This is a genomic window from Acinetobacter sp. Tr-809 (genome assembly GCF_011753255.1).
In the GTDB taxonomy this organism is placed as follows: Bacteria; Pseudomonadota; Gammaproteobacteria; order Pseudomonadales; family Moraxellaceae; genus Acinetobacter.
The window spans coordinates 580,771-600,120 of sequence record NZ_VWVZ01000002.1; the positions used below are offsets into that span (position 1 = coordinate 580,771).

General features: G+C 40.5%; 18 protein-coding genes and 2 tRNA genes. 11 read left to right on the forward strand and 9 right to left on the reverse strand.

Annotated elements, in window-relative coordinates; translation table 11 throughout:
• Positions 1–73 precede the first annotated feature (73 nt).
• From F3J02_RS06740 to F3J02_RS06790, 11 genes are all read left to right on the forward strand, one after another.
• Positions 74–529 carry an acyl-CoA thioesterase gene (locus F3J02_RS06740; RefSeq protein ID WP_167248266.1) on the forward strand — a complete coding sequence of 152 codons (456 nt, stop codon included), beginning with the start codon at positions 74–76 and terminating at the stop codon, positions 527–529.
• A 162-nt stretch (positions 530–691) separates the two neighbouring features.
• A complete protein-coding gene (lepA, locus tag F3J02_RS06745) occupies positions 692–2,509 on the forward strand; it encodes a translation elongation factor 4 (protein WP_167248267.1) in 1,818 nt (605 codons plus the stop codon).
• A 73-nt stretch (positions 2,510–2,582) separates the two neighbouring features.
• Positions 2,583–3,446, forward strand: coding sequence for a signal peptidase I (gene lepB / locus F3J02_RS06750; protein ID WP_167248268.1), 864 nt, complete (start codon positions 2,583–2,585; stop codon positions 3,444–3,446).
• Positions 3,447–3,470: 24 nt separating this feature from the next.
• Entirely contained in the window at positions 3,471–3,848 is a 378-nt protein-coding gene (locus F3J02_RS06755) for a DUF4845 domain-containing protein (protein WP_167248269.1), read from the forward strand.
• The gene (rnc, locus tag F3J02_RS06760) at positions 3,817–4,512 is read left to right on the forward strand and encodes a ribonuclease III (protein WP_167248270.1); all 696 of its coding nucleotides are present in this window, start codon (positions 3,817–3,819) and stop codon (positions 4,510–4,512) included. The genes F3J02_RS06755 and rnc overlap by 32 nt, the downstream gene beginning before the upstream one ends.
• Positions 4,513–4,516: 4 nt before the next feature.
• Positions 4,517–5,542: a GTPase Era gene (era, locus tag F3J02_RS06765; protein ID WP_167248271.1), complete on the forward strand. Its 1,026-nt coding sequence runs from the start codon at positions 4,517–4,519 to the stop codon at positions 5,540–5,542.
• A gap of 24 nt (positions 5,543–5,566) precedes the next feature.
• Complete coding sequence (locus F3J02_RS06770; RefSeq protein ID WP_167248272.1) at positions 5,567–5,764, forward strand: NF038104 family lipoprotein; 198 nt, start codon at positions 5,567–5,569, stop codon at positions 5,762–5,764.
• A gap of 9 nt (positions 5,765–5,773) precedes the next feature.
• Entirely contained in the window at positions 5,774–6,481 is a 708-nt protein-coding gene (gene recO / locus F3J02_RS06775; protein WP_167248273.1) for a DNA repair protein RecO, read from the forward strand.
• A gap of 54 nt (positions 6,482–6,535) precedes the next feature.
• Positions 6,536–7,264, forward strand: coding sequence for a pyridoxine 5'-phosphate synthase (pdxJ, locus tag F3J02_RS06780; RefSeq protein WP_167248274.1), 729 nt, complete (start codon positions 6,536–6,538; stop codon positions 7,262–7,264).
• Between the two features lie 4 nt (positions 7,265–7,268).
• Positions 7,269–7,931: a tRNA-(ms[2]io[6]A)-hydroxylase gene (locus F3J02_RS06785; RefSeq protein WP_167248275.1), complete on the forward strand. Its 663-nt coding sequence runs from the start codon at positions 7,269–7,271 to the stop codon at positions 7,929–7,931.
• 48 nt (positions 7,932–7,979) lie between these two features.
• Positions 7,980–8,660 carry a TonB C-terminal domain-containing protein gene (locus F3J02_RS06790; protein WP_167248276.1) on the forward strand — a complete coding sequence of 227 codons (681 nt, stop codon included), beginning with the start codon at positions 7,980–7,982 and terminating at the stop codon, positions 8,658–8,660.
• Positions 8,661–8,718: 58 nt separating this feature from the next.
• Here the strand turns inward: F3J02_RS06790 and F3J02_RS06795 are convergent.
• From F3J02_RS06795 to F3J02_RS06835, 9 genes are all read right to left on the reverse strand, one after another.
• A tRNA-Asn gene (locus F3J02_RS06795) sits at positions 8,719–8,794 on the reverse strand.
• A gap of 9 nt (positions 8,795–8,803) precedes the next feature.
• Positions 8,804–8,879: transfer RNA gene (locus tag F3J02_RS06800), tRNA-Asn, on the reverse strand.
• Positions 8,880–9,021: 142 nt separating this feature from the next.
• Entirely contained in the window at positions 9,022–10,248 is a 1,227-nt protein-coding gene (locus F3J02_RS06805; RefSeq protein ID WP_167248277.1) for a multifunctional CCA addition/repair protein, read from the reverse strand.
• Positions 10,249–10,344: 96 nt separating this feature from the next.
• Positions 10,345–12,615: an NADP-dependent malic enzyme gene (locus F3J02_RS06810; RefSeq protein ID WP_167248278.1), complete on the reverse strand. Its 2,271-nt coding sequence runs from the start codon at positions 12,613–12,615 to the stop codon at positions 10,345–10,347.
• Between the two features lie 191 nt (positions 12,616–12,806).
• Positions 12,807–15,683, reverse strand: coding sequence for an EAL domain-containing protein (locus F3J02_RS06815; RefSeq protein WP_167248279.1), 2,877 nt, complete (start codon positions 15,681–15,683; stop codon positions 12,807–12,809).
• A 114-nt stretch (positions 15,684–15,797) separates the two neighbouring features.
• A complete protein-coding gene (locus tag F3J02_RS06820; protein ID WP_167248280.1) occupies positions 15,798–16,517 on the reverse strand; it encodes a 16S rRNA (uracil(1498)-N(3))-methyltransferase in 720 nt (239 codons plus the stop codon).
• A gap of 22 nt (positions 16,518–16,539) precedes the next feature.
• On the reverse strand, positions 16,540–17,376 hold the full coding sequence (gene metF, locus F3J02_RS06825; protein ID WP_167248281.1) for a methylenetetrahydrofolate reductase [NAD(P)H]: 837 nt from the start codon (positions 17,374–17,376) through the stop codon (positions 16,540–16,542).
• A gap of 73 nt (positions 17,377–17,449) precedes the next feature.
• Positions 17,450–18,832: an adenosylhomocysteinase gene (gene ahcY, locus F3J02_RS06830; RefSeq protein ID WP_167248282.1), complete on the reverse strand. Its 1,383-nt coding sequence runs from the start codon at positions 18,830–18,832 to the stop codon at positions 17,450–17,452.
• 299 nt (positions 18,833–19,131) lie between these two features.
• Positions 19,132–19,338 carry a hypothetical protein gene (locus F3J02_RS06835; protein ID WP_004654498.1) on the reverse strand — a complete coding sequence of 69 codons (207 nt, stop codon included), beginning with the start codon at positions 19,336–19,338 and terminating at the stop codon, positions 19,132–19,134.
• Between the last annotated feature and the right edge of the window lie 12 nt (positions 19,339–19,350).

The following is a 19,350-nucleotide window of genomic DNA, read 5'->3' on the forward strand; positions in this document are numbered from 1 at the left end:
TTGTTTTGAAATCCTGTTCTGTTTAGACTAGTGTAGCTAGCGAAACGTTGGCCGTGATGAAATACGCAAAATTATGAGTACGATTTTTGATTTAAAAATACAAGTCCAGCCTAAGCATATCGATGTATTGGGGCATGTGAACAATGTAATGTATATCCAATGGATGCAAGATGTTGCTTCAGCACATATCGAGACATTGGGTTTAGGTTTGGCTCAATATTTAGAACTCAAACATGCAATGGTCGCAGTAGAACATCATGTTCAATATCGCAAGGCTGCTCTGGAAGGTGAAGAAGTCATCTTAAGGACATGGTTAGATGATATTAATGCACTTTACTCGTTTCGTCAGTACGCCTTCTATAGACCTAAAGATCAGAGCATTTTATTTGTTGGCAATACCAAATGGGCATGTATTGAAATTGATTCAGGACGTCCAAAACGTATGTCACCAAGTTTTACTCAAGCGTATCAGCCAATTGCAGCTGATTTAGATCCGATGGATTTCTCTATTTCATATGACGCAGTTTGATTGGTTTAAATATAGATAAATTGTTCGGTTGTTCATATCAAAGAGTTTATTATTTTGAATACTTTGAAAGCCTGTTCTGTTATAATCGCGGGCAATTTTATTAAACCATTTGGCTCACTACTTTTTAAAAGTATAGAGCGTTCTATTTTGTTAAGGTAACCCATGGCGCAAGCTAAAAAATCCGTAGATATCAAAAATATACGCAATTTCTCGATTATTGCTCATATTGACCATGGTAAGTCGACTTTGGCTGACCGTTTCATTCAAATGTGTGGCGGTTTACAAGATCGTGAGATGCAAGCTCAAGTATTAGACTCTATGGAGCTTGAGCGTGAGCGTGGGATTACCATTAAAGCTGCCTCGGTAACGTTGTATTACACGCACCCAAATGGTCAAGAATATCAATTAAACTTCATTGATACCCCAGGACACGTCGACTTCTCTTATGAAGTTTCTCGTTCTTTGGCGGCATGTGAAGGTGCGTTGTTGGTGGTTGATGCTGCTCAAGGTGTTGAAGCACAGTCAGTTGCAAACTGTTATACCGCGATTGAGCAGGGCTTAGAAGTTTTACCAATCTTGAATAAAATTGATTTACCTCAAGCTGAGCCTGAGCGTGTAATCCACGAAATTGAAGAAATTATCGGGATTGAAGCGACAGATGCACCAACCTGTTCAGCAAAAACAGGCCTAGGTGTTGAAGGTGTTCTAGAGCGCTTGGTTGATGTGATTCCTGCGCCAGAAGGTGATCGTGATGCACCGTTACAAGCCTTAATTATCGACTCATGGTTCGATAACTACCTTGGTGTTGTATCGCTTGTTCGTATAAAACAAGGTCGCATCCGCAAGGGCGACAAGATGTTGGTGAAATCAACGGGACAAACACATCCTGTGACTTCTGTCGGCGTGTTCAATCCAAAGCATACCGAAACTGACATCCTTGAAGCAGGTGAAGTTGGCTTTGTAATTGCAGGGATTAAAGACATTTTTGGTGCACCAGTTGGTGATACCATTACGCTTTCAAACACACCTGATGTTGCGACTTTACCGGGTTTTAAAAAGGTTAAACCACAAGTCTATGCAGGTCTGTTCCCGATTGATTCAAGTGACTTTGAACCATTCCGTGAAGCACTGCAAAAATTACAGATCAATGACTCTGCTTTATTCTTCGAACCTGAGAGTTCAGATGCTTTAGGCTTTGGTTTCCGTTGTGGCTTCTTGGGAATGCTGCACATGGAGATCGTACAAGAGCGTTTAGAGCGTGAATACGATCTTGATCTGATCAGCTCTGCACCGACTGTTATTTACGAAGCGTTAACCAAGAAAGGCGATATCATTTATATCGACAGCCCGTCAAAAATGCCAGATGGCTCGACGGTTGAAGATCTACGAGAACCGATTGCTGAATGTCATATCCTCGTGCCACAAGAATATTTGGGTAATGTGATGACTTTGTGTATCGAGCGTCGTGGTATTCAAAAAGATATGAAATTCTTGGGTAATCAAGTTTCAATCACTTTTGAAATTCCAATGGCGGAAGTGGTCATGGATTTCTTTGATAAATTAAAATCATGCTCGCGTGGCTTTGCTTCACTTGATTATAACTTCGTTCGTTTCGAGAGTTCAGCTCTGGTTAAGGTTGATGTTTTAATTAATAGCGAAAAGGTTGATGCCTTAGCAATGATCTGCCACCGTCAAGATGCTCGCCATCGCGGTATTGCATTGGTTGAGAAAATGAAAGATCTCATTCCTCGTCAAATGTATGATGTTGCGATTCAAGCCGCGATTGGTGCGCAAATTATTGCGCGTTCTACTGTAAAAGCAATGCGCAAAAACGTATTGGCAAAATGTTATGGTGGTGACGTTTCGCGTAAGAAGAAACTTCTTGCGAAGCAGAAAGAAGGTAAGAAGCGCATGAAGCAAGTGGGAAGTGTTGAGATCCCGCAAGAAGCATTCTTAGCTGTATTGAAAGTTGATAGATAAAGAATGATGAGGCTGGGGAAACGTTTGTTTTACCCAGTCAAAATACGAGCAGTTACACTGCAAGAGAGGGTTTGTGGATTTTGATTTTAACTTGATTCTGGTACCAGCAACACTGATTTTCTTTTTGGTGTGGTTACTGGATAAGTTGGTATTGAAACAGCGTGCAACACGTGGGCGTAATCAGGAAAATTTTGCTATCACATGGGCATATGATTTCTGGCCAGTGTTAGCTGTTGTACTTGTACTACGTTCTTTCTTGTATGAGCCATTTAATATTCCGTCGGACTCTATGGTACCTACCTTAGAAACGGGTGATTTTATTCTGGTGAATAAATTTGATTATGGCGTGCGTTTACCGATTGTAAATTCAAAAGTAATTAATGTTGGCGAACCGAAACGTGGCGAAGTAATTGTATTCCGCTATCCACCACAACCAACGATTAGCTATATTAAGCGTGTAGTGGGTTTACCAGGTGATCATATTCAATTTAAAAATGGTGAGTTGATTATAAATGGTAAACAGATTGCAAAAGTTGCAACACAATTTGCACGTGCTAAAGACCAGCAGGATACGCCTACAGCACTTTATTTCAAAGAAACTTTGGGTGAACACCAACATTTAATCCGCTACTTAGAGGGACGTAACCCACTTGCTGAGCAATTCCAGTTCGCACAGCTAAGAGGTGCTGAGGCCTTGGTTCCTTTTGTTGCTAAAGAAAATGATGTGTTTATCCAAAGCAATGGAAAAGATTGGGAAGTAACTGTACCTCAGGGACAATACTTCGCAATGGGTGATAACCGTGATCAAAGTGCAGATAGTCGTTTTTGGGGCTTTGTACCTGAAGCGAATCTAACAGGTCGTGCTTTTTATGTATGGATGCATAAAGAACCTGGTTTTAATCTTCCAAGTTTCAACCGAAATGGTAAGATTGACTAATAAAAATATATAGGAAATAGACAGATGCGTAAATCTCAACAAGGGACTTCGTATATTGCAATTTTATTTGGGGTGGTTTTATTTGCAGTTGCTGTGAAAGCAGCAATTGCGATTTGGCCAGCGTACTGGGATGACAAACTGATTAATACTCAGATTGAGGGGCTATTAAAAGATAGTCCTGCAAATATTACACCGAGTAAGTTTAATTCTCAGATGGATCAACGTTTTGATATGAACGGGATTCGTGATCTACATTTTAAAGATATTGCGCAAGTGACTTATAAAGACGATCTTGTGGTGATGAAGAAGTATGAAATCCGTAAGCCTTTCATGCTGAATATCAGTTTAGTGATGACCTTTGAGAAGACTTTTGACCAAAAATCTGCAAAACAAGCTCAATGATACACGGCTGCAAGGGCGAATAGGTCACCAGTTTAAACAGTTTGAATTGTTAAAACTGGCTTTGACCCATCGCTCGGTCAGCCATAAACATAATTATGAACGCCTAGAATTTCTAGGCGATGCATTATTAGGGATGATCGTTGCAAATTATTTATACAATGCCTATCCCCTGGAAAATGAAGGTCGCTTAACACGTATGCGTGCGACGTTGGTTCGACAGGAAGCATTGGGGAAAATTGCAAATGACTTGCAATTGAGTCGGTCATTAATTTTAAGCACAGGCGAGTTAAAATCTGGTGGACATCACCGTGAATCGATTTTGGCTGATACCGTTGAAGCAATCATTGGTGCTATTTATTTAGACAGTAATGATCTCAACTTGCTAGAGCGCATTGTGTTAAAATGGTATGAACCATATCTTGATCATATCGAACCGACAGATCAACTGAAAGACCCGAAATCACGTTTGCAAGAGTATTTACAAGCACGTAAAAAACCTCTCCCAGTTTACGAGGTTGTAGATATTCAGGGTGATGCCCCGAATCAACATTTCAAAGTGGAATGTGATGTAGCGGGATTGCCAAAAATTATAGGCGAGGGCTCAAGTCGTCGTTTTGCCGAACAAACGGCAGCGGCAGAGATTTTAAAATTATTGGAGCAATAACCTGATGTCTCATTCAGAAGAAAATAAGCCAGAAGCAACTGAACAGCAAGATGGCAATAATGTAGTTGATCAATTTTTTAGTTCTCAAGGAACCACAATTCCTTCAGATTTCAAAAGCGGTTTTGTTGCAATCGTTGGCCGTCCAAACGTGGGCAAGTCAACTTTGATGAACCATATCTTGGGTCAAAAACTATCGATTACTTCACGTAAGCCACAAACCACACGTCATAAGATCGTGGGGATTGATTCGCGTGAGAAATCGCAGGCTGTATTCGTAGATACCCCTGGGATGCATAAAAAAGAAGTACGCGCCATCAATAAGATGATGAACCGTGCTGCACATTCAGCATTGCGTGATGTGAATCTAGTTTTATTTGTGGTTGATGCACAAAAGTGGACTCAAAACGATGAATTGGTTTTGGAAAAACTTAAAAATGCAGATATGCCTGTGATCCTAGTGATCAATAAACTAGATACTTTTGAAAATAAAAATGAAGCTTTACCGCTGATTCGAGAGCGTGCCAAGTTAATGAATTTTGCTGAAATTGTTCCAGTTTCAGCATTGCGCGGTGCAAACCTAGATCATTTGCGTGACACGATTGAAAAATATTTGCCGTATCAACCACCTTTATATTCATTAGATCAGATAACCGATCGTTCTGAGCGTTTCCTTGCGAGTGAAATCATTCGTGAGAAAATCATGCGTCAGTTGGGTGAAGAGCTTCCGTATGATTTAACTGTTCAGATTGAATCATTTAAAACAGAAGAAGCAACTGTAAATGAAAAAACAGGTCGCTTAAAGCCACCTTGTACTTATATTGATGCAACGATTTTTGTGGAGCGCCAAGGTCAAAAGGCCATTGTGATTGGTGACAAAGGTGCGAAGCTGAAAAGTATTGGTATGGATGCACGTGCAGACATGGAAAAAATGTTTGAGCAAAAAATCATGCTAACACTTTGGGTGAAAGTCAAAGGTGGTTGGTCTGATGATGAGCGTGCATTGAAAAGCTTGGGCTATAGCGATATTTAACTGTCTTGCAATATGGATAGAGGTATGAAAACAACAATCCGTGTACTCGCAATTGTGACGTGTGTTTTTATGTTGCAGGGCTGTATTCATAAGCTCGTGACTGTACCTGTGAAAGTTGCTTATAAGACCACCAAAGGTGTTGTTAAAGGAACGGCTGCGGTTGTTGGTGCAGTCATTCCTGATGGCGATGATGATGAAAAGGATGAGAAAAAGAAGGACTAGTATCGTTCTATGATGCGTAATGAAGTCCTACATGGCTATTTGATTCATCATCGTAAATATCGCGAGAAAAGCCATATTGTGCATTTATATACACAAGAATATGGTCGAGTGGATGGGATTTTAAGACAAATCCCACCACCTCAATATCAGCCAATTCGTCTACAAGCGACAGGCAAATCAGAACTGAAAAATTTCACTAAACTCGAAATTCTGAATCAACCTGTGTTTTTTCATGGGGATGCTTTTTTTGCTGGTTTTTATTTGAATGAAATTCTATTGCGCTTATGTCCATTAGAAGAAGCCATGCCGCAAACCTTTGAAAAATATCAATTGATATTATTACAATTGCAACAACTCGCCTCACATGAGCAAGCGGCATTATTTCTGAGACAAATTTTACGTCAATTTGAACATGCTTTATTGCAAGAGCTGGGTTATGCAATTGACTTTTCAATTGACGCTAATCAACAAGAAGTTCAAGCACTTCAGCATTATTTGTTTCAGCTGAATGATGGTTTTTTACCAGTCACGCAAGCCTCACGTTCAACTCTTTCAGGCACGCTAATTGGCTCAATGAACGGTTATGAAGATGGACAGGATTTTTCTCCCGAACAGTTGCAATTATTAGGTAAACTATACCGTCAAATGATTAGCTCTTTGCTGGGTGATCGACCGCTGAAAAGCCGTCAACTCTGGATTCAAAATACGAAAACTTGATCTTCTCGATGCATTAATGGTGCAAATAGAAAAGATAAACAATAGGATATTTTTATGGCTGCAATCTTAGGTGTAAACATTGATCATGTTGCAACGTTAAGACAAGCACGTGGTACAACTTACCCTGATCCAGTTCAGGCTGCTTTGGTCTGTGAACAAGCGGGTGCAGAGGGGATTACTTTACATTTGCGTGAAGATCGCCGCCATATACAAGATGATGATGTGCGTCGTATGCGTCCATTGTTGAAAACACGAATGAATTTGGAATTGGCGGTAACTGATGAAATGGTTGCGTTTGCTAAAGAGATTCAACCTCAGCATGTTTGTTTTGTACCTGAGCGTCGTCAAGAAGTGACCACGGAAGGTGGATTGGATGTGGTTGGGCATTTTGAAAAAGTCAAAGCTGCTACTGAAGCGCTGAAAGCAATTGGCAGTGATGTATCTCTGTTTATTGATGCAGATTTAGCCCAAATTGATGCAGCGGTGGCGTGTGGTGCACCAACGATTGAGATTCATACAGGTGCATATGCTGATGCTGAAACTGATGCGCAACAGCAAGCTGAATTAGCCCGTATTATCAAAGGTGCTGAATATGCCGCGGCAAAAGGTTTGGTTGTGAACGCTGGGCATGGTTTGAATCTAGATAATGTTGCAGCGATTGCAGCAATTCCACAAATTCATGAATTAAACATCGGGCATTCAATTATTGCCGATAGCGTATTCGTGGGTTTGGCTCAAGCAGTAACAGATATGAAAGCAGCAATTCAGGCTGCTGCGAGATAAGTTGATGAGTAGCGTAAATTATGATGAGTTAATGCAACCTGTAATCGAGTTTTTAGGTTGTACGACTCCTCAGGCATGGTTGGATGAAGCCATTAATAATCTGGACATCTTAATGCAAGATCATGCCAACTGTGAGAAAAAAGCGGCGAGTACCGCCATGAACTTAATGTTTCGCTATAGTTTCTTTACGGACCTGCAAGTGAAATTGGCGCAATTGGTACGTGAAGAAATGCTGCATTATGAGCAGGTTTTGGAGTTCATGAACAAACGCGGCCAAGAGTGGAAGGGTTTGAGTGCAGGGCGCTACGCGGGTGGGTTACGTAAAGAAATCCGTACCTATGAGCCTGAGGCTCTGATTGATGTGATGATTATTGGTGCATTTGTCGAAGCACGCTCGTGTGAACGTTTTTATGCGCTGGCACCGATTGTGGACGATGAGCTGGGGCGCTACTACCGCTACTTGCTTAAGTCTGAATCTCGTCATTTTGAGGACTATCTGGCTTTAGCGTTGGATGTTGCAAAAACAGCGAAACTCAAAGATCCAGAAGAAACTATCCAGCAACGCATTGAGCATATTCGTGAAGTGGAAAAAAATCTGATCTTAAGTCCAGATGATACGTTTCGCTTTCATAGTGGTGTGCCAGCACAGGTCACTATCTCATCGTAATGAGATAGTGAATTGGGGATATAAAAATAACAACATTGAGAATTATAAATGAGATTTTTATCAAAAATAGTAGTTGTATTATTGTGCTTTTGGGCAGAGGGTATTCATGCTAAGAGCATTGAATTTATTAATATTGATCGTCATGTCTTAAAATGGAAAACAATACCGAAAATATTAGTTAATCCTTCTTTGTTACAAGGTAAAGATAGGGATCTGAATATTTTGATATATGTAAATGAGAAAGGGGAAGTCGTTGCATCAAAAATTAAGAAAAGTAGTGGTATTGTTGAGTTAGATGCTTTGGTGGTGGCTGAAATTAAGAAATCTAGTCTTTATCCGTATCAATTAAATGGTAAATATTATCCTGTTAGAGTCGAGCAACCCTTCGAATTTTATATTAATGATAATCAGGTGGATGATTCAGCTTTAACAGAAAGTGATAGAAGTAAATCAATAGAAGAGAAAGTTCATAAAGAAATAATGGGTTTATGGGAAGTTCCTACTGGTAGTGCAAATTTAAGTAATATAGTGAGATTTAATATATCAAGAAATAACGCAATTGATTCTATTCAGGTTCTTCAGAGTAGTGGGAATAGAATCTTTGATCTATCTACGAGACAAGCGGTTCGTCATTCAACAATTGTAAGTAGTTTAACGAATGCTGAGAAGAATGATTTCTTTCGTGGGTTGGAGTCAAGGGTGGTAACAATAGTATTTCGATCAAACTAAATATTAATTTGTACGTATAAAAAAAGCCCCGATCAATGATCAGGGCTTTTTAGAATCTTGGCTCTCCCACCTGGGCTCGAACCAGGGACCTGCGGATTAACAGTCCGTCGCTCTACCGACTGAGCTATGGGAGATTAGTAGATTGGCTCTCCAACCTGGGCTCGAACCAGGGACCTGCGGATTAACAGTCCGTCGCTCTACCGACTGAGCTATTGGAGAATCTGATGCGCATTTTAGGCATGAAAAGCAGATGCGTCAACAATAATAGTAAATAAAATTAATCGTTTGCTTGATTAATAATCTTTTTGGTGCATAGATAAGAAAATCTGTACAAAAAATACTTAATTTACTTAAAAATTAATCAGTTATTGTGCAGATCCTTAAATTTAGCAAGTGCCTCAATTCGATACTGAATCAGCATTTCACCAATTTCAGGACCAGTCACATGTTCAGGTAAATCCTGTGCACGAATATTTCTGACAATTTGCATTGCATCTAACATGAATTGTGCTTGTGGATATGGGCGTTGCTCTAAGCCTAAACGACCTTTAGCATCACACTCACAAGCTTGTACAAAGGCTTGTACCTTTTCTGGACGGCGAAGTACATCTAAGCGTTGCAAAAGGCGCCATAGAGTGCCAGGTTTTAGATTTTTCACTTGATGGCATTTTAAATGCTCTTTGCAAACGATCAATGCCAGACTTTTTAAATGTGTAGGTACTTTTAAACGATCACAGAGATCTGTCACAGGCTTTATACCACGTTCTTCATGCATGATATGGCGTGGCAGTTCATCTACAGGGGTGAGTGCCTTGCCAAGATCATGCACAAGCACAGCAAAACGCACATCAAGCGCATATTTAGCTAAACAGGCTTGTTTGAGTGCCATGAGGGTGTGAATACCACAATCAATCTCAGGATGATATTCAGGGCGTTGTGGTACACCAAATAGTGCATCAATCTCAGGAAATAAGATTTTTAAGGCATCACATTCTTTAAGTGTTTCAAAGTAAACATCTGCATGATCTTCTAGCAATGCACGAGAGGTCTCTTTCCAGACGCGTTCAGGAGTTAATGCATCAAGCTCACCTGATTGGGCAATTTTTTGCATTAATTGTAGTGTTTCATCTGCTATTTTAAAGCCGTAGCTTGCATAACGAGCTGCAAAACGAGCTACACGGAGTACGCGTAGAGGGTCTTCGGTAAATGCATCAGATACATGGCGTAGAATTTTTTGATCTAAATCTTGTTGCCCACCATAGGGGTCATAAACGGTACCTGCATCATCCATCGCCATTGCATTAATGGTCAAATCACGACGAATCAGATCTTCTTCTAATTTCACTGTGGTATCGGTAAAAAACTGAAAACCGTGATAACCAACACCAGATTTACGTTCTGTACGAGCAAGTGCGTACTCTTCTTTTGTTTTTGGATGTAAAAATACAGGAAAATCTTTACCAACAGGTTGATAACCTTCAGCCAATAGTTGCTCGGGCGTTGCTCCAACCACCACATAATCTTTTTCGTGATAGGGATGGCCGAGTAAATGATCTCGAACTGCACCGCCTACTAAATAAACTTGCATGAAAAAACCTCTATTCTTCACACAATCATGCTACAGAATAGAGGTTTTCTCAAGCGTTAAGCGAAGCTTTTCAATAAAAGCAGGGCTTGAGTGAACTTAGTTTTGACCTTGCTGAATTTCTGCAACCGTTAATGCTGTCATATTCACCAAACGACGAGTTGTCGCTGTAGGTGTAAGAATATGAACAGGTTTTGCAGCACCCAATAAAATAGGACCGATGGTCACATTATTACCAGAAGTTGCTTTTAACAAATTGAATGAAATATTGGCTGAATCTAGGTTCGGCATAATCAACAAGTTAGCTGAACCTTTGAAGCGTGAGTTCGGGAATGCAAAATGACGAATATTTTCATCTAATGCTGCATCACCATGCATTTCACCCTCTACTTCTAACTCAGGTGCCTGTTCTGAAAGTAGACGATAAACTTCGCGCATTTTTTGAGCGCTTGCATCCGTTTGGTCGCTACCGAAGCTTGAGTGAGAAAGCAGAGCCACGCGTGGTGTAATACCGAAACGGCGCACTTCTTCAGCCGCTAAAATGGTCATTTCAGCCAGTTGAGCCGCTGTTGGATTGGTATTTACATAAGTATCAGCAATAAATAAATTGCGATCTTCAAGCATCAACGCATTTAGCGTAAAGAACGTGCTGCGACCTTCTTTTAAGCCAATGACGTTTTTGACGAAATCTAAGTGAATGTCATAGCTTGAGTAAGTACCACACAACATACCATCAGCTTTGCCAAATTTAACCAACATTGCCGCGATAAGTGTAGAACGGCGACGTGCTTCACGTTGCGCATATTCAACCGTCACACCTTTGCGTTGCATGATTTGATGGTATTCTTTCCAAAAATCATCGTACGAAGGATTCTTCTCCTGATCGACGATTTCAATGTTCACACCATGTTGCAAGCGTAAACCTAACTTTCTGATATTGTCTTCAATTACGGCAGTACGACCAATCAGAATTGGTTTCGCTAAGCCTTCATCTACCACAATCTGAACCGCACGTAATACACGTTGATCTTCACCTTCAGCATATGCGATACGTTTTGGATCTGTTTTCGCTTGTGAGAAGATCGGTTTCATCAAGAATGCTGAGTTATAAACAAACTCAGAAAGACGTTGACGATATGCAGAGAAGTCTTCGATTGGGCGAGTCGCAACGCCAGAGTCCATTGCAGCTTTCGCTACGGCAGGCGCGATTTCTAAAATCAAACGTTGATCAAGTGGACGAGGGATCAGGTAATCGCGACCAAATGAAGCTGATTTTTCTCCATAGGTTGCAGCATCTGCTTCAACATGTGCCATGCGTGCAATTGCATGTACACAAGCAATCTTCATTTCTTCATTAATGGTGGTTGCACCAACATCCAATGCACCACGGAAGATGTAAGGGAAGCAAAGAGCGTTGTTCACTTGGTTTGGATAGTCTGAACGTCCTGTTGCCATGATTGCATCTGGACGAACTTCGTGTGCATGTTCAGGTAAAATCTCAGGATCTGGGTTTGCAAGTGCAAAAATAATTGGATTTTCAGCCATTTCTTTAACCATTTCTTTGGTTAAGATACCTGCTGCTGAAAGACCCAAGAACATGTCTGCGCCAGCCATCACTTCATGCAATTGTGTTGCTTGAATGTCTTGCACATAACGTTTTTTCGATTCATCCAATCCTTCACGTGAAGTAGTGAGTAGACCACGAGAATCAGCAACAACGATATTGGCTTTATTGACACCTAAAGCACAAAGTAAGTCTAAGCATGAAAGTGCTGCTGCACCTGCACCAGACGCTACAATTTTAATTTCATCAATTTTTTTATTCACCAGTTGCAAGGCATTGAGCAATGCTGAACCGACGATAATACTGGTTCCATGTTGGTCATCATGGAACACAGGAATTTTCATACGTTCGCGAAGTTTCTTCTCAATGTAGAAACATTCTGGTGCTTTGATATCTTCTAAGTTAATGCCACCAAAAGTCGGCTCTAGTGCAGCAACGATATCAACGATCTTGTCTGGATCATTTTCATCAATCTCGATATCAAATACATCAACACCAGCGAACTTTTTGAACAGAACGCCTTTACCTTCCATCACGGGTTTAGACGCGAGTGGACCAATATTTCCCAAACCAAGCACGGCTGTACCATTACTCACGACGGCAACCAGATTACCGCGCGCTGTGTATTTTGCAGCGGCAGAAGGGTCACGTTCGATTTCCAAACATGGCGCAGCAACACCAGGTGAGTAGGCAAGCGCTAAATCTCGTTGGTTAACGAGCTGCTTGCTAGGTGTCACACTGATTTTTCCTGGGGTTGGAAATTCATGGTAATACAAAGCGGCTTGTTTTAAAGATTGATCGTCCATCTGAGTCTCATTTGTTCCGATAATAATCAGACATCTAGCTGTCTAATTACGATATTAAGATAAGTGCACAAGAATATAGCACTAGTTCATGCTTTCGCACAGTCAAAAAAGCTTATTTTCACTGAACTACATGCATATTGACAGTTGCTATTCAGTGAAAAATAAACAGTAAAAAAGGTTAAAATTCACGTTTAAATGGAATATCTTGCGGTTGACTGCTGCTTCTGTTTTTGCAGGTATTCTGTTGCATGAGTTGATGTCAGCGGTTGTGAAAATAAGTAACCCTGTAATATGTCGCAATTTTGTCGTTTTAAATACTCATATTGCTGTTCTGTCTCAACACCTTCAGCCACAACTTTTAAGCCAATGGTTTTGCCCATGGCAATCATGGCATTAACGATCGCATCTTGTTTTGCATTACCAATTTTCGAGATAAAAGCACGATCAATTTTTAAAATGTCAATTGGATATTCGGTGAGGTATGCAAGAGAAGAGTAGCCTGTACCGAAGTCATCCAGTGCGATCGAAATCTGACGTTCTTTAATGGCATTCAACACCGTTTTGACACTGTCGGTATTTTCGATAAAGGCAGATTCAGTAATTTCCAATTCCAGATTTTTGCCTGAGATCTCGTAAGTATTTAATACAGCATCAATATCATGCAACAGTTGGCCGCGTAAAATTTGCTGTGCCACGATGTTGACTGCGATATTGATATTGTGAAAACCAAGTTTTTGCCATGTTTGCAGTTGCTTTGCAGCTTCATGCAAAACTAGTTGTCCAATATCAGAAATCAGGCTGGTACTTTCCGCTAAAGGAATGAAAATGCTTGGCATGATCAGCCCCTTGGTTGGATGCTTCCAACGGATTAGGGCTTCAAAACCATTAATTTGATGATTATGCGCATTAATCTTGGGCTGATAGTATACAACCAGCTCGTTATTCTGAATGGCTTTTCTCAGATCGAGCTCTAAATCTGTATATTTGGCAACAAAATTTGCTCTTTCATTGGAATAGTAGCGAATGGTATTCCCACCTAAGCGTTTGGCCTCGGTCAGTGCCTGTTCAGCATGAGTATTTAAGTTGTCGACTTGGCGTCCATGTTCTGGATATATAGCGACACCAATCGAAATACTGACGAAGTATTCTTGATCTGCAAGGTAAAATGGCTTGCTAAAGGCTTCAACGATGTTATTGCACAGTTGATGAATCGGTGGATGTAGTGGCGAAATTTCATAGATAATCGCAAAATCATCAGCGCTTAAGTGTGCGACCAATAAGGCATCAATATTACTAATGCGCAGACGTTGTGCGACCTGTTTCAGCAGCTCATTACCCGCTTGATTGCTAATAATTTCATTCAGGGCACGGAAACGGTCTATATTTAAACGAATGACAGCTAAATGTTGGATCGATGCTTCATTGACTAAATACTGGTGCAATTGCTGCTGATAATAAAACCGGTTGGGTAGATCGGTAAGCGTATCGTAATTGGTCAGATAAGAGAGGCGTTGCTCTTGATGTTTACGTTCGGTTTGATCTGAAACAATCCCAATATAATTGATGACACGATCTTGCTCATCTTTCACAGCATTGATATGAATCCACAAAAAACAAGATTTTTCAGAACTATAGGTTTCTTGAAATTCACCTTCATATTCCTGTTCTTCACGTAGTGTATCGAGAATCGATAAATGAAAATTATGATGATGTTGCTTATTTTGCTTGGTAATTTCAAATAACTGTTTATCGATGATGGCCTGTTTACCCATTCCTGTCAGCTGTTCATATTTAGGATTGACTTCAACATAGTTAAAGTTTTCATCTAAAATAAAAATACCTTCAGAGGCTTGCTCAAATACGCTGGCAGCAAGTTTTAAGCGCTCTTGATCTTTCTTTTCCTGATTAATATCGCGATGGATACCTACCATGCGTAAAGGGGTGTCATCTTTTGGATCTCTTAAAATTACCTGTCCAACATCGTGAATCCAAGTCCATTCACCATTATGGCGTTTAATTCTAAATGTTTCTTCGTAACGTTTGGTTTGACCACATAAATGATTATATAAGGTATTTTTTACTCGTTCGATATCATCAGGATGAATGATTTTATGCAACAGAGTGTAATGGTTTTCAGAATGGCGGGTAACGGCCTGACTATGTGCATTGGTCACACCAACGGTATGATTTTCAAGATTCCAGTCCCAAGGGCGGATACCAGCAGTTTCGTGAGCAAAGCTTAAGTTTTGACGATGCTCTTCTAAGCTTTCATTCATTTGTGTGAGATCAAACGTACGTTCACGAACTTTTTGTTCCAACAGGTGGTTGTTGAATTGTAGTTGCGCTTCAATATCTTTGGACTTATTTACTTCGCGTTGTAGTTGCTGACACAGTTCTTCAGTCCATTGGTTATGCTGCTCAGCCACGTCAATCAGTTGTTTATTTTTATCTAAAACCAAGGCCAAGCGTTTATGAATTTTATAGGTCACTTGCGCGCAGAGTACGGTGGCAAAAAATGAGGAATAATAAGCCAGATAGAACAGGGTATGGTCGTGGTCTCGATGCAAAAGCTGTGAGATGATTAAGGGGGCAATACTTGGGATAAAAAATAAGAAAAAGTAGCGAATATGTTGGGTTAAAAACGTCAGTGCAATGATATGGGAAGCAGTGAGCAATAAAGCCGTGAGGGTTAGCACATGCGACCCAATCAAATGCGGGATATCGACTGACAAATAATGATTGATGACAATGGTATTCACCCCAATCAGCAAGCCAGTAAAGAAACAGATCAGTTGGAAAATGATATTGGTCTGGTTGCTATAACGAACTGAGGAATAACGTTTTAATAAGAAATGACAAATACAGGTAAAACTGAACAAAAGGATGAGGGTGATACTCATCCATGTTGTAAAAATGTTGGATTCAAAAGAGTAAAAAATACCAAATAGCGCATAATCTAACAGACAAATACAAAATACGCTTAAGACGAATAAACGTACGTGATTTGGATAATCAATTTGGTCTGTATAGATAAACTGTGGCAAATTTTTGTCCTGAACCCCTAACATACAAAGAATAATCCTTTTAATTTTTTATCTATATTCACAGTCTTTGTTTTTTTGTAAACAGACGGAGCTTAATTTAAATTAGCGCTAAACATCACAGAAAGCAATGCCAAGTACTTAGCTCAATGAGAAGTGATAATTTAAAATCGACAAGGCAACGACAGGAGCGGTTTCAGTTCTTAAAACACGATCACCAATGCACCAGTTTTTAAATTGATGTTGATTAGCCAAGTGAATCTCAGCTTCACTCAAGCCACCTTCTGGACCAATCAATAGTGCAATGTCTGGTGAACTGTCGAGTAAGACATTGTCTTGGTCTTTGTTTGGAGCCAGTACAAAACGCGAAGGTGGTAACTCGGAATTCAGCCATTCAGTTAAGCTGATTGGTGGCAAAACTTGAGGAACACGGTTCATGCCACATTGCTCACAAGCGGCTATGGCGACTGATTGCCAATGATCTATTTTCTTCTGATCACGATCGTACTTTAAACGCATTTCACAACGTTCACTGGTGAGCAGTTGAATGCTCGTCACCCCCAATTCAGTAGCTTTCTGAATCGCATAATCCATGCGATCACCTTTACTCATCACCTGACCCAACACAACACGGAATGGTGCGGTACGATCGGCTGGATCAAACTGGTCTACAGAAACAAAGGCATTTTTCTTGTTGATTTCTGTCAGGGTAACGACATATTCACCACCTTTTCCATTGAAAAAGATGGCTTGTTCTTGCTCTTTTGCACGCAGTACACGGACCCAATGGTGAAATACCGATTCAGTTAATTCAATGGTATTGCCAGTGTTTAATTCAGTTTCGATATAAAAACGATTCATGCTTGGGTCGTGCTCGTACAAATTAGTTTAAACCAAGATCGACAACCAGTTGTCGAGTCGGTTCGGTTTGGTTCATTGAATAAAAGTGTAGGGTAGGTGCACCACCAGCAATCAAGCGTTCGCAAAGTTTTACAATCACTTCGTGACCAAATGCTTTGATACTTGCACTGTCATCGCCATACGCTGCGAGTTGCTTACGGATCCAACGTGGAATTTCTGCACCTGTACCATCTGCAAAGCGGATCAAGTTGCTTGCATTGGTGATCGGCATAATACCTGGTGCAACTGGAATATTCACGCCAGCTTTGGCAATGCGCTCAATAAAGTAGAAATAAGCATCTGGATTGAAGAAAAATTGAGTAATGCCTGCATTCGCGCCTGCATTTACTTTTTCAACAAAACGCTGAATGTCGCCATCAAAAGTCTCAGCTTGAGGATGCATTTCAGGATATGCGGCAACTTCAATGTGGAAGTGATCGCCTGAATGCTCACGAATAAAGCGGACTAAGTCCTGTGCATAAGGCAGCTCACCTAGGCCGACCTGACCTGAAGGCAAATCGCCACGTAAAGCGACAATACGATCAATCCCTTGAGATTTATATAAATCTAAGAGTTCAGCAATACGTGCTTTGTCGTCACCAATACATGAGAGGTGAGGCGCAACTGGTGTACCTTTGCCGTTAAAGTCACTAATCGCAGCTAAAGTACGTTCACGTGTCGAACCACCCGCACCATAGGTAATCGAGAAAAATTCTGGATTTAATAATTGTAATTCTTGATGAACAAGTTTTAATTTTTCCGCGCCCGCATCTGTTTTAGGTGGGAAAAATTCAAAAGAAATAGGAACACGCTTTGTCATTTCAAATCCTTTTTAAAATCGCTTGGAAATTTTAGAAAAAAGGGCAGTCCGTAAAACGTCTGCCCTGATTTTCTTAATATTTATAAGCGTCAGATTTGAACGGACCTTCAACAGGAACGCCAAGGTAATCTGCTTGTACTTGCGTTAACTGGGTTAACACACCGCCAAAACCAAGAACCATTGCAGCAGCCACTTCCTCATCTAATTTCTTCGGAAGGACTTCTACACGAATTGCAGCTTGTTTTTGCTCAGCAGGTAAGTCAGCAAATTTTTCAGCAAATAAATGCATTTGACCTAAGACTTGGTTTGCAAATGAACCATCCATCACACGTGAAGGGTGACCTGTTGCATTACCTAAGTTCACTAAGCGACCTTCAGAAAGAAGAATTAAGTAGTTGTTTTCATCTTCTGAACGATACACTTGGTGGACTTGAGGCTTCACTTCAACCCACTTATAACCACGGAGGTATGCAGTGTCGATTTCTGTATCGAAGTGACCGATGTTACACACTACAGCACCCGCTTTTAAGCTATCTAACATTGCAGAGTCACACACATGGTAGTTACCAGTTGTGGTCACAACAAGATCAGTATTGCCCAATAAGTCTTGGTTAATGTCTTCTTTTTTGCCAGTTTGTAGGCCATTTTTATATGGAGATACAACTTCATATCCATCCATACATGCTTGCATTGCACAAATTGGATCAACTTCAGTTACACGAACGATCATGCCTTCTTGACGTAAAGACTGCGCAGAACCTTTACCTACGTCACCATAACCGATTACAAGTGCACGACGACCAGAAAGTAACATGTCAGTTGCACGTTTGATGGCATCGTTTAATGAGTGACGGCAACCGTATTTGTTGTCATTTTTTGATTTCGTGATGGAATCGTTGACATTGATCGCTGGTACTTTAAGCGAACCGTCTTTCCACATTTCCAACAGACGTTGTACACCTGTAGTAGTTTCTTCGGTAATGCCGTGGATACGCTCTAAAAGTGCAGGGTATTTGTCATGAACAAGTGCAGTTAAGTCACCGCCATCGTCCAAGATCATGTTGGCATCCCAAGGCTGACCATTGACATTGATCTGTTGCTCTAAGCACCATACATATTCTTCTTCAGTTTCGCCTTTCCAAGCGAATACAGGAACACCACTTGCAGCAATGGCAGCAGCAGCATGGTCTTGAGTTGAGAAGATGTTGCAAGAGGTCCAACGTACTTCTGCGCCAAGCTCAACCAATGTTTCAATAAGAACAGCTGTTTGGATTGTCATGTGAATACAACCCAAAATTTTAGCACCAGCAAGTGGTTTAGCAGCTGAATAACGCTTACGTAAGCCGATCAAAGCTGGCATTTCTGCTTCAGCAAGTTTGATCTCTTTACGACCGTAGTCAGCAAGGGAAATATCAGCAACTTTATAATCTGTAAATGAAGCATTCACCGCGTTCATCAGGATCTCCTAGAAAAAATAGTATGGATCATTCTGTTCGCGGATGCCGTTGTTGGTCAAAACGAATGTCTAACCGATCGTCGAGCCTGGCAAATTGATCTTTAGTGCCGATCAATTGTCGCAGCATCCCTCGACTGGGCATAATGATACTTGGAAATTGAGTTGGTTCCAATGAAAATTTGTACGAAATGGTTAGAAAATGAGGGATTAAATAGAAGGGGAGAAATGTTTAAATATTGATTCTTAGCAATCAGGATTCCAAATCCCTTTGAAACCCTGAACGATCAGAAAATTTGTCATTATGCTTTTAAATGATCTTCGAATTCTTCGCCAAGCTGCATTGCTAAAGCATTACCAGATAAGTCACATGTGACTAGACCATATTCTTTTTTAAAGCTGAATGTAAAACCACGGTTATCTGTCAGATTTTTAACTGAATAGCCTAATTTTTCTAACCAAATACGGAAAGCCAATACGTTTTTTGCTTTAACAACTCTGTTTTTCATGACAGATCTCCT